We start from the raw sequence: 13946 nt of genomic DNA, 5'->3' as shown, positions 1-13946 counted from the left end.
AATTCGTTATCATCATGAATGTTATTTAGTTTATATTTTTAAAATTTAAAATTTGAATCTTAGGCAAAGGCGCCATCTCTGTTTATTCAGAGAGTGGCGCCTTTTTGTTTTTAATTCAAAATAAAAAAGGAGCCTACGATGGCTGATTCAACAGGAACGTCGAATTCAACGAAACTGACAAGTGTAAAACCAAAACTTGTTGTGATCGGAAATGGCATGGTCGGGCACCATTTTATTGAGCAGTTATGCACTCAAGGCTTACAAAATCAATTTGATATTGAAGTTTTTGGTGAAGAGCCACGTCCAGCATATGACCGTGTGCAGTTATCTAAGTATTTTGAAACCGGCAGCGCTGATGAGCTGATGTTGACAAGTGCGCAAGATTATCAAGATTGGGGCGTAAAATTACACCTCGAAACCCGTATTACAGCACTTGATACAGCAAATAAAACCCTTACTACTGAAGATGGCGTAACAAGCACTTATGACAGCTTAGTGTTGGCAACGGGTTCATATCCTTTTGTACCGCCGATTAACGGTAATGATCGTGAACGCTGTGTGGTTTATCGTACCATTGAAGATTTACAAGATATTGAAGCCGCAGCCAGCCAGTCTAAAGTGGGTGTGGTTGTAGGTGGTGGCTTATTAGGGTTAGAAGCCGCAAATGCGCTTATGGCATTGGGTGTGACCACTCATGTTGTTGAGTTTGCACCGCAATTAATGCCTGTACAGTTAAATGACAAAGCTGGCGATTTACTGAAAAGCAAAATTAATGAGCTGGGTGTTTCTGTTCATACTTCAAAAGCGACGACGGCGATTGTTGATGGCGAGTCAGCCATGCACCGTATGACATTTAATGATGACACTTTCCTGGAAACCGACATGATTGTGTTTTCAGCCGGTATTCGCCCCCAGGATGCATTAGCGCGTTCAAGTGGTTTAGCCATGGGCGAGCGCGGCGGTATTACCATTGATGATAACTGCTTAACTTCTGCACCAGACGTATACGCCATTGGCGAATGTGCATTATGGCAGAATCGTATTTTTGGCCTAGTTGCACCAGGTTATCAAATGGCGCGTGTTGCAGTGTCACATATCGCAGCCAGTGCTAATGAGGTAGATTCAACGACGACATTTACTGGCGCAGACATGAGCACCAAGCTTAAATTACTGGGTGTGGATGTTGCTGCAATTGGTGAAAGTCGCGGCTTTGAAAATGCGCAGTTTGTTGAGCTTTCAGATAACCAATCTGGGATTTATAAAAAGCTGTGGCTAGACGAAACTGGCAAGTATTTGAAAGGTGCTGTGCTTGTTGGTGACAACAGCGATTATAACCGTCTATTAGATTGTTACCTTTCACAAGATGAAATTGAAGGTAATGCGGTTGAATTACTGATGACAGGTGATGAATCTGCTGTTGAATTAAAAGACACATCAATCATTTGTTCTTGTCATCAAGTGACTAAAGCTGACATTGTTAATTCAGTGAAAGAAGGCAATCACACCATTGCTGAAATTAAATCTTGTACACGTGCAGCGTCAGGTTGTGGTGGTTGTTCAGCGCTAGTAAAACAAGTAATGGATCAAGCATTAATTGCTGAAGGTGTAGAATGTAACACCGGTATTTGTGAACATTTTGAGCATGATAGACAGTCGCTTTATCATTTATGTCAGGTAGAGAATATTACTGATTTTGATACCTTAATTACCAAGCATGGTAAAAAATCCCCAACAGGTCAGCAAACGACTTTTGGTTGCGACCTTTGTAAGCCTGCTGCTGCTTCAATCTTTGCTTCATTACAAAACAAATATGTATTAAACCAAGAAAGCAGTCATGTGCAGCTTCAAGACACTAATGATGCCTATTTAGGTAACTTACAAAAAGACGGTACTTACTCCGTTGTGCCACGTGTCGCGGGCGGTGAAATCACGCCAGATGGCTTAATTGCTATTGGCGCTGTTGCAAAAGAATTTGACTTATATACTAAGATTACTGGCGGTCAACGTATTGATATGTTTGGCGCAAAATTGTCAGACTTGCCGATTATTTGGCATAAGCTCATTGATGCAGGATTTGAGACAGGTCATGCCTACGGTAAATCACTGCGAACGGTTAAATCTTGTGTGGGAAGCACATGGTGTCGCTATGGTGTTCAAGATTCAGTTGGTACTGCGATTGATTTAGAGAATCGTTATAAAGGCCTGCGTAGTCCTCATAAGATTAAGTTTGCTGTTTCGGGTTGTACTCGTGAATGTGCCGAAGCGCAGAGTAAAGATATCGGTGTGATTGCAACCGATAAAGGCTGGAACTTGTATGTCGCGGGTAACGGCGGAATGCGCCCACGCCATGGTGATTTATTTGCTACAGATTTAGATACCGAAACCTTAGTTAAATACATTGATCGCGTTTTAATGTTCTATATTAAAACGGCAGACAAGCTTCAACGTACATCTGTTTGGATGGAGTCGTTAGAAGGTGGTCTTGAATACCTGCAGTCAGTCGTAATTGAAGATAGCCTAGGCATTGCTGCAGAACTTGATGCACAAATGAATAGTGTCTCTGATACCTACCAGTGTGAATGGAAGACCAGTCTTGAAAAGCCAGAATTTTTATCTCGCTTTAATGAGTTCGTAAACCCTGATGCTAAACCTGATGGTGAAACACACTTATATGAACGAGTTCGTGATCAGCGTTTCCCGTTAAGCCCTGAATCTTCAGGTGCCGGAAATATTGCGATTAAAGACATCACCACTGAACAAAACGAGCAAGCGGTAGCGGAGGAATTAGTATGAGTTGGGTAAACGTGTGTAATGAGTCTACTTTGCCTCAAGGAACCGGTGTTGCAGCTTGGGTTGCAGGAAAAGCCGTCGCAATATTTGATTTAGGTCAACATGGTTTATATGCCATTGATAATGTTGACCCTGCTACTGGCGTTAGCTTATTAGCGAGAGGATTAGTTTGTGATATGGAAGGGGTGTTATGTGTCGCATCACCGCTTTATAAACAACATTACAGCCTTGAAACGGGTATTTGTATCGAAGATGAAGCGTTAGTGGCTTCTCCCTATGAAATTAAAAAAGAAGCTGGCCAAGTTCTGATCTTGGCTAAGTCATAAGGGGCCTTTATATGAGTGCTGAAAAATTTAACTTATTTTCGTTTTCGGGCAAGATGAAAACGCTGCATTTAAGCTGGATGGCTTTTTTTATCACCTTTGTAGTTTGGTTTAATGCTGCGCCTTTACTCAGTGTGATTGCAGATACCTTAGGTCTGACTACATCACAAATAAAGACCCTGCTGATTTTAAACGTGGCGTTAACGATTCCAGCTCGAATTATCATTGGTATGGTGACGGATAAATATGGCCCTAGGCTCACTTACTCAGTGTTAATGGGTGTATGCTCGATACCGTGTTTTATGTTTGCTGTAGCAGATACCTTTGAGCAGTTAGCTTTAGCGCGTTTTTTAATTGGTTTTATCGGTGCGGGCTTTGTGATTGGGATCCGTATCGTTAGTGAATGGTTCCCAGCGAAAGAGCTTGGCACTGCTGAAGGAATTTACGGTGGTTGGGGTAATTTTGGTAGTGCAGCAGCGGCATTTACTTTACCTGCTATCGCCATATTTTTTGGTGGTGAAGATGGTTGGCGCTATGCCATTGGCCTAACAGGCTTGATGAGTTTAGTGTTTGCTTTTGTTTATTATTTTAATGTCACCGATACGCCCAAAGGTTCGACTTATTTTAAGCCTAAAAAAGCGGGTGGCTTGGAAGTCACCAGTAAAGGTGATTTTGCTTTACTGATCTTCATGAAAATCCCTATGTATGCAACCCTTGCGTTACTTGCTTGGAAGCTTTCTCCTGCTGGCGTCAGTATGCTAGATGAGCAAACCACTAACATTATTTATGCTGCGTTGGTAGGAGTATTCTTTGTCGATTTGTATCAGACTTATCAGGTTAACAAGGATATTTTTGTTAAAGAAGTGCCTGAATTTGAGCGTTATCCATTTAAGCAAGTAGCGGTGTTAAATGTGTTGTACTTCACCACATTTGGCTCTGAATTGGCAGTGGTGTCTATGTTGCCGTTATTTTTTGCGGAAACATTTGGTTTGGGTATGGCACAAGCAGGTATGGTCGCTTCAAGCTATGCCTTTATGAACTTAATGTCCCGTCCTGGCGGTGGTTGGTTAAGTGATAAGTTTGGCCGCAAGAATACCTTATTAATTTTAACTGCGGGTTTAGCGGTGGGTTATTTTGCCGTCGGGCAAATTGATGGCACTTGGTCATTACCAGTTGCAATTGTGGTGGTTATGGCTTGTTCTTTCTTTGTACAAGGTGGCGAAGGTGCGGTATTTGCTGCAGTTCCTTTGATTAAGCGTCGTTTAACTGGCCAGATTGCGGGTATGACAGGCGCATATGGTAATGTTGGTGCAGTATTCTTTCTGACAGTTTATTCGATGGTACCCACATCAACCTTTTTCTATGTGATTGCTGTGAGCGCCGTACTTGGGTTTATCACTTTATTCTTTATGGCAGAACCTAAAGGTCATATGACAGAAGTGAATGAAAAAGGTGAGGTGACATTAATCAGTGTTAACTAAAGCGCTAGGTTAATCATCATAAAGCATTGAACCGGCCCTAGTGTTTAAGCTTTTATACCAACAGCTAACACCGTATTGTATTCACTCTACGGTGTTAGACTTTTAAAGGATTGAGATGCAATTGAATCTTAAACAAAATGTAGAGTCTGAAACTGATGCTATGACAAAACATGAGACTAGCCTTTCTAAAATCACATCTAAGTCGATTCAAACTAGCCCAGAAAAACAAGAACAATTACCCATCTCTGGCGCATTAGCCGTGTTTGCTGGACAAGTGTCGAGCAAAGGCCGTAAACCAGAAAATGAAGATGCAATTGGGATTAAAATACCTACGGGATTAACCTTAACGACAAAAGGAATTGTGAGTGTCATCAGCGATGGAGTGAGTGCGGCTGAAGGTGGTGCTAAGGCATCCGCTATTAGTGTGTCTAACTTTATCGCTGATTACTATTCAACACCTGAGTCTTGGAGCGTATTGACTTCCAGTACCCGTGTTTTAACAGCATTAAATCGCTGGCTTTATGGTTTAGGTCAAGACTATCGTGATGCGCGTAAAGGTTACGTTTGTACCTTCAGCGCATTAGTATTTAAATCTTGCTCGGCGCACATGTTACATGCTGGTGATTCAAGAATTTATCGTTTTCGCCAAGGTCAACTTGTTAAACTTAGCCGCGATCATAGTACTTCTGTTAATGAATTTACCAGTTACTTAACCCGTGCGTTAGGGATGGATGTCAATCTAGAGGTGGATTACAAACAATTTAATATTGAACTTGATGACATATATTTGCTAACCACGGATGGAATTCATGATGTGGTGACCGATCATGAATTATTAAAAAGTTTAGTAAAATTTCAACAGAGTAGCCCTTTATTAACAGATGATGCCTGTGAAACCTTTTGTCAAAACCTAGTCGATAAAGCTTATGAGTTGGACAGTGGCGATAATTTAAGTGCACAACTTATCAGCATAAAACAATTGCCCACCCAAGCTATCGATGATGTATATCAAAAACTGTCTAGTCGTCCATTTCCGCCACCCATGGAGGTTGGCATGAAGCTGGATGATTATGAAGTCACTAAGGTGCTTCATCAAAGTCAGCGAAGCCAGGTGTATATTGTACAAAATAAGCTGGGCGAAGAACGCTGCATGAAAACCCCATCGGTTAATTATATTGATGATGCTGCTTATATTGAGCGTTTTATGCTTGAAAGTTGGATTGGTCACCGAATAAGTAGTCAACATGTGGTGAAAGTCGTCGATCACCACCTGAATAAGTCAGCGTTATATTATCTTACTGAATACTTACAAGGGTTAAGCCTCGCCGATTGGATGGTGCAGCATCAACGTGGCCCAGTTGAAGATGTGCTGCAGTTATTAAAACAAATTGAAACTGGTATTCGTGCGTTTCACCGTAAAGAAACCCTTCATCAAGATTTGAAACCTGACAATATCTTTATCACTCGTGAAGGTGTGGTTAAAATTATTGATTTTGGCGCCTGCCATATAAAAGGTATAGCTGAAATTAATACACCACTTAAACGCGATCAAATTCTTGGCACCGCAGACTATACCTCGCCTGAAGTGATCTTAGGTTATCAATCAGATGGTAGGGCAGACTTATTTTCATTTGCAGTCATAGCTTATGAAATGCTGGCGGGTGAACCACCTTTTAAAGGTCAATTAGCCAAGTGTCATAGTCGAAATGATTTTGTTAAATTATGCTATGTGCCTGTGTATAAAACCAACCCTATGGTGCCAGAGTGGATGGATAAAGCATTAGAAAAGGCTTTATCAGTTGAGCCATCATTACGTTTTGTTGACACCAATGAGTTCATTCACGCCTTAACTACGCCCAGTCAAACCGACTCTAAAACCTTCATTCCTTTTATTCAAAGAAACCCAATTAAGTTCTGGCAAAGTACGTGCGCAACTCTGCTTATATGGGTTATGTACTTACTGCTAAGTTGACTTATTTGAATGCAATAGAGTTTGATAAAGTTCGATGCTTCTTGCCGTCTATAGTTTCTTCCTCATTCTTTCGTAATATCCCCTTTAAGTAACTCAATATTTTTTTTGTCTTTAATAACAGTTTGTTATCTCTATTAGTGCTATTTGTCAGTCTAGTACTAAAGTGGGGGTTGAGAATTTTTTTAACCTATTGGTATAGCTCCCTTTAATACTCGGGGCGGATTTAAAAGTTCATATATCAAGTCATAATTGATATACATCGAAAAACAAGGAGGCAGGAAGCATGACCTTGAATAAGTGTTCAATCTGCAATGGATATAATGCGAATTTTCGTATGTTTCAAATGGCCGTATTAAGTGCTGTTGGATTGTGCTTATCATTTCCGAGTTTTGCAGGTCAAGATATCAGTGAGATTGATGAATTGTCCCATGGGTTTAACGAGGCAACAATTACGCAGTTTGGTTGGTCTAATGACTTGATTGTAAGTCAGTCTGGGCAAGGTAATGTGGCAAACGTGAATCAATTTGGTCAAAGCAACTTTCTTAATGTACAGCAACAAGGGCAAGAAAATAGCGCAGAAGTAATACAAACTGGTGCTTATTTAGAATTACAAATAATGCAAATAGGGACAAATAATACAGCGTTTGTTGGGCAAGGTGGGGTTGGTTCTTCTATCGATTTATATCAAGAAGGAGATTACAACAATGCTGAAGTAACCCAAGCTGGTTTCTATAACAATATTGAGATCAACCAATTAGGCTCAAATCACGATATAACGTTTCATCAGGTGGGTGCTTTTAAGAATTACCAAGTAACCCAAGGAAATCTTTAATTTAATTCAGTAAAGGGAAAGACGACATGAAATATTCAAAATTAGCAATACTTGTTTCGGCAGCGGTTTTAGCATCTTCTGTTAATGCATCTAGCGATGATAATGAAGCATGGGTTGAGCAGATGGGGACGAACCAGTCTGCAACCGTAACGCAAGTCGTAAATAGCATGGATAATGATGCGACTATTATGCAGTACGGCTCTGACAGTGTTGCAAGTATTGAACAAGCTGATACCACTAATTCACATGCTTTTATTACCCAAGATGGTTCTGAAAATATGGGTAGTGTTTATCAGCATGACGCAACAGATTCTGCAACAGCGACAATTACGTCAGTTGGTGCTGGTAACTTAGCAACAGTTGAACAAAGATTTAATAACGGCCTTGATGCAGCAGCCACTGTTACTCAAATGGGTGATAACAACTGGGGTCGTATTATTCAAGATAGTGGTGATACAGCTAATTCAACAATTAATCAGTACGGTAATGATGATTATGCAGCTGCAGTAAATACTCAATCAGATAATGCTGTGGCAACGATTAATCAATATGGTGGCGGTTCTGGCTTTAATAGAGCTGCGATTGTTCAAGTTGTTTCTAATGCTGCTGTCGGTACTGTTAATCAAACTGGCTCAGGTAATGATGCATTAATAGGGCAACGAACTGACAACCATTTGTTAGGTGCAGGTAGTGATGATACTTCTGCAGTCATTACTCAAACAGGTAACGATAACATTGCAGCGACTGCTCAAGATTTCTCTATCTCTAATATGGCTACCGTTGTTCAGACTGGTAATGCGAACACCGCAGTTACTGCACAATTAGGTGATAATAATGAAGCTTCTGTAACTCAAAATGAAGATTCTAATGAGGCAGGGGTGACACAATCAGGGACTGATAATACAGCTACCGTGGTACAAACTTCTACACCTGGCGGTTTAGGCAACATGGCTTCTTCGCAACAGTTTGGTGCTGGTGACCATGCAACATTAACCCAAACTGGTGATTTAAATACTGCTGAAAATGAACAGTACGGTGCAGGCGATATGGTTAACGTTACTCAAGCTGGTAATGACAACTATTCATTCACTTTGACTGATGATTTAGGTTCTACAGTTGATTTAGTTCAGACTGGTGATTTAAATGAATCATATGCTGGTGCAATAATGGGTGACTCTAACACTGTTTCAGTTATTCAAACAGGTGAAGGCAACCTTTCATTCGCTGGTGGTTACATGAGTTCAGGTAGTACTGTATCGGTATCTCAAATAGGTAATGGTAACAGTTCATTTGCAGTAACCTCAGGTGCGGGTAACAACATTACGGTTAACCAAGGCATGTAATATCGTAATACTTTCGTCTATTGGAGTAAGTAAAAACACCCGTTAGGCTAATAGTTATTACATATCTACCTTGATAATATTTAACAAGAGCTAGTACGTTGTTAAGTGCTAGCTCTTTGCTTTACAAGTTAATGTTATCTGTACTTGGATTGTCAGATTACCTTGTAAATGATTTATCAATACATGTTCAATTTAATCATCTAGTCACAATGGAGTGTAATTAATGTTTAAAGTTGTCAATTGGATGATAGTTTCTCGTTCTCAGTTATTAGTTGATTTATTAGACTGTCGTTGGCCGCAAGAGTTTCTTGTGAAGTTAGCTAAAGCCACCCCAGCAACAATGAGTTCGCAACTGTCATCTCATCAAAATTCTCTAGTCGTATTTGATTTAGCGACAATTGACTTACAGCAGGTCTATCAATTACAAAAATTGATAGAAAGGGAACATTATGCTGTAAAAACTGTTTTTTTAAACTTTCCTAAGCAAGTCGATGCAAAATTTCTAATTCATCCTGCTACAACTGCCGGTGTTTTTTACTGTGATGCAGAATTAAGTCAAGTTAGTAGTGGATTAAATGAAATATTGAAAGGAAGAAGTATTATTCCGAATGATTTACATAAATCATTATTGAGTGATATTGCTGATGATGAGAGTGAGCACTTGACGATTAGAGAAAGGGAAGTGCTACAAGCTTTACTATCAGGTAGCACAAACTTGGATATTGCTAACCAACTGTTTGTCAGTGAAAGTACCATTAAAACACATTTATATCGTGCTTTTAGAAAAATAGGTGTTTCAAGTCGAGGCCAGGCAATTGCTTGGGCACAAACTCATATGCATGAGGTTAGAGTATGAAAAACATCAATTTGATGTTTTTATCACTATTAATTTCAGGCAACGTATTTGCTGAAAACTCTTCTGTATCTCAATCTGTGGATACAGTAGAGACCATCAATAAAGCTCCAAATGAAGTGATTGATCAAACACAGGCTCAACGTCAAGAAGATGCTAAAGAGCCTGTAACCTCTGCTACAGATAAAAATATACAAAAAGAAATTAAAGTAAAACCTCAAGATACGAGTGATTCTATTCCTAAAGATGAAACTGACTTAATCGATGGACTCATTCTAAATCGTGCAATGACACGTCTTGGGCATCGTTTTTATCGTCAGTTTGTCGGGGCTTATAGAGATATTGGCGGAATAACGAAACATTCAGGCATTACTATTATCGAACAAGCTACTGCCAGAAGCGGTAGTAAAATGTTGATTCAACAGAATCGAAAAACTATTTTCGTCACCTTTGTTTCCCCAATCAGTAGAAACTTGGATGATCAAGCCAATTATGCTGCGAAAAGAGTTAACACAGTGATTAAACAGGAAAATGAACGGGCGCTTTTGGGAGCTTTTTTAGACCCAGACTTAGCTCCCGATGAAATATAGGCAGGGACCGCACATGAAAAAAATATTATTTACTTCCGCGGCGTTAGTTTTTTCGGCAAATATTAGCGCCACTCAGTTAGTTTATACTCCGGTTAATCCCGCTTTTGGTGGTAGCTACTTAAATGGTCAGTATTTATTAAATAATGCACTTGCTCAAAATGATCATGAGCCTGAATCTTCAGGTGGAACGGGATATGTCGCGCCAACAGCTTTGGAACGTTTAGCAAGTTCGTTAGAATCTAGGTTAATGTCTCAACTCTTTAATGATGCAGCTAATGGTAATGAAGGTTATCTTAAAACCGATGATTTCGAAATTAACGTTGTTAATGAAGATGGAACGTTACTCGTACATATTACAGATCTACTAACGGGTGAAACGACGATAATCGAAGTCGGCGGCCTAGTGTCTACAGGAGGATAAAATGAATAAGATTTTAGTCAGTTTATTTCTTCTTTCGTTAACAGCATGTTCTTCTGTTGATGATGAGTTTGCAGACATAGACGCAACATCGAGTTTAATGCCAAAAGGTGAGACTTACTACGATTTGGTCAGCTTGCCTTTTCCTCAAGGTGCCATGATTGCTGCAGTTTATGACTTTAGAGATCAAACAGGTCAATATAAACCAATCCCGTCTAGTAACTTTTCAACTGCGGTGCCGCAATCTGGAACTGCATTTTTAGCGCAATCATTGAATGATTCAGCATGGTTTATACCTGTTGAGCGAGAAGGGCTGCAAAACTTATTAACCGAGCGTAAAATTTTACGTGCTGGCTTAAATGGTAATAAGAATAAACTGCCTCAATTAAACAGCGCCCAAGTATTGATGGAAGGCGGTATTGTTGCTTATGACACTAACATCAAAACAGGTGGTGCTGGCGCGCGATATTTAGGTATTGGTGCTTCTGGTCAGTATCGTGTGGATAGTATTACTGTAAACCTACGTGCAGTTGATATTCGAACTGGTCGCCTTTTAAGTAGTGTTACTACAACTAAATCGGTAATTTCAAAAGAAATCACCGCTGGTGTATTTAAGTTTATTGACGCTCAAGATTTACTAGAAGCTGAAGTCGGTTACACCTCAAATGAACCTGTAAGCCTTTGTGTTGTGTCAGCGATTGAAAGTGCTGTAGTACATTTAATTGCAGATGGTATTTGGAAAGGTGCTTGGAACTTAGGTGATTCTGTCACAGGTCTGCAAAATGAAACTTTGCAAAAGTATTGGTTAGAAGCCCACAGTGAAGCCAGAGTGAGTGCAAGAATTAAGCGCGGCTAACACACGTTAAAGCTCCATTATTTACAGTAAAAAAAGGTGCCTATATGGCACCTTTTTTATTGCTGTAAATAATTGAATATGTCTTATCTTCAGAAATAAAAGCGTATTCAATTTTTATTTGATATTTAGGTCATGGCTATAGCGTTACAGCCAAATATTCAGTTTTTCTTGGTCGTGAATATCAAGACTAACGGTATCAGTTATTGCAGAGCTAATTGTCATAACACCTTGCATTAACTCATCTCTTCTAAACCAAGTTAACGTGACTTCATCGGCCAAACTCATTGATTGTAATTGTGCTTCAAATTGCGCATCAACTTGTAAGTTATTTGCTGCGATCAATAAATCACCCGCGCTCAGTCCAGCTTGATGAGCAGGGCTGCTTTGGGTAACCGTCAAGACTTTAAGGCCTAGAGATTCAGGTTTCGTTTTTGCGCCAAATGCTATTTGATAACCTTTGGTTTCTCCACCGCCTAAATCAGCATTGCCGGCACTGGCTCTAAGGCGAAGTGTGATACCGACTTGGTTAAGCAAAGGCTCAAGCGGGATATCCTGGGTGTTATCGAGGTAAGCAAATAACTCGTCACAATTGCGATTTAACAGGCTTTCGACAATTTGTTGGTGAGTATTAATCTCAGTGCCAATTCCTTTTGCACCGAACTCTTGCCAAAGCGTGCGCATGACATCATCTAAACTCTGTTTGCCTTCTGTTTCAATTCTAATGGTGAGATCCAAGAATAAGGCGAACAAGGCGCCTTTAGTGTAATAACTCACAATGGCATTATTGGCATTCTCATCTTGTTTATAAAACTTAGTCCAAGCATTAAAACTTGATGATTTTAAGGTTTGCTTAAAACGCCCTTGTGAACGATACACTCGAGTCATTATCTCGCTTAACATAGTGAGATATTGAGTTTGATCGACACAGCCACTGCGATAAGTTAAAAAATCATCAAAGTAGGATGTGATACCTTCATAAGCCCATAATTGCTCTGTATAAGCTTCTTTGGATAAATCAAACGGGGTGAATTCAGCAGGCTTAATCCGTTTTACATTCCAACTGTGGAAATATTCATGGCTGCATAAGGATAAATAAACCCGATAATCTTTATTCACTTCATGGTGCATATCAGTAGGTAAATCTTTTCTTGAACACATTAGCGCCGTGCTTGCTCTGTGTTCTAAACCGCCAAAACCATTGCCTAATACTGTGGTAAGAAACACATATCGCTCAAATGGTGCACTGCCACCAAAAAGGTTTATTTGGTACTCGCAAATGGCTTTTAAGTCTTTACATAAACGGGGTAGTGATGCGCGATGTTTACCGCTGAGAACGATATCGTGAGGTACGCCGCATGCTTCAAAACTGGCAATCGCGAGGTTGCCCATTTCTACAGGATGATCGATAAAATCATCATAACTACCAGCGTAGAACTCACCAAAGCCAAATTGTTCACCAGAGGTTCGTTTCATGCTGGTGGCAAGTTTCCAATCACTCAATTCAGGCAATACTGGTTTTTCAATGGTTAATGTGTGTTTTTCTTGCTCAAGCCCTTCAGCGCATAAGAAAACACTGCTGCCATTAAAAAATCCGTGAGTCGTATCTAGGTGAGCAGATCGCACGGATAAGTCCCAAGCGTAAACCTGATAAGAAATGTTAATAAAACTGTCGCTGTTTTGACATTGCCAAGTTTGTTTATCTAGCTGAAGCACCTCAATTGGTTGCCCATTTTTATCTATTGCCTTTATATCGATTAGGTTTCTTGCAAAATCACGGATCATGTAGCTTCCTGGTAACCAAGAAGGCAATGACAGTGTTTGCTGCAGTTTTGCTTTGCTAATTGTTTGAGTGACTTCAAATAAATGCGCTTTAGGATCGATAGCAATGATGTGATAATGCATGAACAATTTCCAAATAAGTTGGTGTTGCTAAAAAGAAATGCGAGCTAGAAGAACCACAATGCTGCCAAAATCACTGCCAATGTGCAAATGCATATGTACAAGACGACAAAATCTAAAATGTACATTTACTGGAGTGACAAAGGTCGTAGTTGATACTATAAGATAATCTAGTTGGCGCGCTCTATAGTAAAGTTCACCTCACAAATAACGATAAGGATGATTACCCATGGCCGAAGAAACCATTTTTAGTAAAATTATTCGCCGCGAAATTCCTGCGGATATTTTATTTCAAGACGAGTTGGTGACTGCTTTTCGTGATATTTCCCCGCAAGCTCCAACGCATATTTTAATTATCCCCAATCACCTTATTCCAACGACTAACGATATCAAAGCGTCCGATGAGTTAGCTTTAGGACGCATGATGTCTGTTGCGGCAAAGCTTGCTGATGAAGCGGGGATAGCTGAAGACGGATATCGTTTAATCATGAATTGCAATAAGCATGGTGGCCAAGAGGTTTATCATATCCACATGCATCTAGTAGGCGGCAAACCGTTAGGTTCAATGCTTAATCATGCAGGATAGTTC

Annotated in this window: 12 protein-coding genes; 11 read left to right on the top strand and 1 reads right to left on the bottom strand. The window is 40.0% G+C overall.

Features of this window, described 5'->3' with window-relative positions; translation table 11 throughout:
- The first annotated feature begins 138 nt into the window (after positions 1-138).
- From nirB to L2737_RS07965, 10 genes are all read left to right on the top strand, one after another.
- Positions 139-2793, top strand: a complete 2655-nt coding sequence (gene nirB / locus L2737_RS08010; RefSeq protein ID WP_248955370.1) for a nitrite reductase large subunit NirB — start codon at positions 139-141, stop codon at positions 2791-2793.
- Entirely contained in the window at positions 2790-3116 is a 327-nt protein-coding gene (gene nirD, locus L2737_RS08005) for a nitrite reductase small subunit NirD (protein WP_248955369.1), read from the top strand. Before nirB ends, nirD begins: the two co-directional genes overlap by 4 nt.
- 11 nt (positions 3117-3127) lie before the next feature.
- A complete protein-coding gene (locus tag L2737_RS08000) occupies positions 3128-4594 on the top strand; it encodes a NarK family nitrate/nitrite MFS transporter (protein ID WP_102529279.1) in 1467 nt (488 codons plus the stop codon).
- A 115-nt stretch (positions 4595-4709) separates the two neighbouring features.
- Complete coding sequence (locus L2737_RS07995) at positions 4710-6566, top strand: bifunctional protein-serine/threonine kinase/phosphatase (protein ID WP_248955368.1); 1857 nt, start codon at positions 4710-4712, stop codon at positions 6564-6566.
- A gap of 283 nt (positions 6567-6849) precedes the next feature.
- Positions 6850-7398, top strand: a complete 549-nt coding sequence (locus tag L2737_RS07990) for a hypothetical protein (protein WP_248955367.1) — start codon at positions 6850-6852, stop codon at positions 7396-7398.
- A gap of 26 nt (positions 7399-7424) precedes the next feature.
- A complete protein-coding gene (locus L2737_RS07985) occupies positions 7425-8741 on the top strand; it encodes a hypothetical protein (protein ID WP_248955366.1) in 1317 nt (438 codons plus the stop codon).
- Between the two features lie 223 nt (positions 8742-8964).
- Positions 8965-9597, top strand: coding sequence for a LuxR C-terminal-related transcriptional regulator (locus tag L2737_RS07980; RefSeq protein WP_102529282.1), 633 nt, complete (start codon positions 8965-8967; stop codon positions 9595-9597).
- Positions 9594-10184 (top strand): CsgE family curli-type amyloid fiber assembly protein, encoded by a 591-nt coding sequence (locus tag L2737_RS07975; protein WP_248955365.1) that lies wholly within the window; start codon positions 9594-9596, stop codon positions 10182-10184. The genes L2737_RS07980 and L2737_RS07975 overlap by 4 nt, the downstream gene beginning before the upstream one ends.
- Before the next feature lie 13 nt (positions 10185-10197).
- Positions 10198-10605 (top strand): curli assembly protein CsgF, encoded by a 408-nt coding sequence (locus L2737_RS07970; protein WP_102529283.1) that lies wholly within the window; start codon positions 10198-10200, stop codon positions 10603-10605.
- Position 10606: 1 nt separating this feature from the next.
- Complete coding sequence (locus tag L2737_RS07965) at positions 10607-11458, top strand: CsgG/HfaB family protein (protein ID WP_102529284.1); 852 nt, start codon at positions 10607-10609, stop codon at positions 11456-11458.
- Positions 11459-11602: 144 nt separating this feature from the next.
- Here the strand turns inward: L2737_RS07965 and L2737_RS07960 are convergent, their stop codons facing one another.
- A complete protein-coding gene (locus L2737_RS07960) occupies positions 11603-13360 on the bottom strand; it encodes a M61 family metallopeptidase (protein WP_248955364.1) in 1758 nt (585 codons plus the stop codon).
- A 226-nt stretch (positions 13361-13586) separates the two neighbouring features.
- Here L2737_RS07960 and hinT point away from each other — a divergent pair, with 226 nt between their 5' ends.
- Positions 13587-13943, top strand: a complete 357-nt coding sequence (hinT, locus tag L2737_RS07955) for a purine nucleoside phosphoramidase (protein ID WP_102529286.1) — start codon at positions 13587-13589, stop codon at positions 13941-13943.
- Positions 13944-13946 lie beyond the last annotated feature (3 nt).

Origin of the sequence: Shewanella electrodiphila (genome assembly GCF_023283985.1) — a bacterium.
In the GTDB taxonomy this organism is placed as follows: domain Bacteria; phylum Pseudomonadota; class Gammaproteobacteria; order Enterobacterales; family Shewanellaceae; genus Shewanella; species Shewanella electrodiphila.
This window is presented reverse-complemented; position numbering and strand designations above follow the sequence as displayed.

Bases quoted from the DNA above. Each gene is read 5' to 3' on its own strand.
- hinT (WP_102529286.1), top strand. From the start codon at position 13,587: ATGGCCGAAGAAACCATTTTTAGTAAAATTATTCGCCGCGAAATTCCT.
- L2737_RS07980 (WP_102529282.1), top strand. From the start codon at position 8,965: ATGTTTAAAGTTGTCAATTGGATGATAGTTTCTCGTTCTCAGTTATTA.
- nirD (WP_248955369.1), top strand. From the start codon at position 2,790: ATGAGTTGGGTAAACGTGTGTAATGAGTCTACTTTGCCTCAAGGAACC.
- L2737_RS07975 (WP_248955365.1), top strand. From the start codon at position 9,594: ATGAAAAACATCAATTTGATGTTTTTATCACTATTAATTTCAGGCAAC.
- L2737_RS07990 (WP_248955367.1), top strand. From the start codon at position 6,850: ATGACCTTGAATAAGTGTTCAATCTGCAATGGATATAATGCGAATTTT.
- L2737_RS07960 (WP_248955364.1), bottom strand. From the start codon at position 13,360: ATGCATTATCACATCATTGCTATCGATCCTAAAGCGCATTTATTTGAA.
- L2737_RS07970 (WP_102529283.1), top strand. From the start codon at position 10,198: ATGAAAAAAATATTATTTACTTCCGCGGCGTTAGTTTTTTCGGCAAAT.
- L2737_RS07995 (WP_248955368.1), top strand. From the start codon at position 4,710: ATGCAATTGAATCTTAAACAAAATGTAGAGTCTGAAACTGATGCTATG.
- L2737_RS07965 (WP_102529284.1), top strand. From the start codon at position 10,607: ATGAATAAGATTTTAGTCAGTTTATTTCTTCTTTCGTTAACAGCATGT.
- L2737_RS07985 (WP_248955366.1), top strand. From the start codon at position 7,425: ATGAAATATTCAAAATTAGCAATACTTGTTTCGGCAGCGGTTTTAGCA.
- nirB (WP_248955370.1), top strand. From the start codon at position 139: ATGGCTGATTCAACAGGAACGTCGAATTCAACGAAACTGACAAGTGTA.
- L2737_RS08000 (WP_102529279.1), top strand. From the start codon at position 3,128: ATGAGTGCTGAAAAATTTAACTTATTTTCGTTTTCGGGCAAGATGAAA.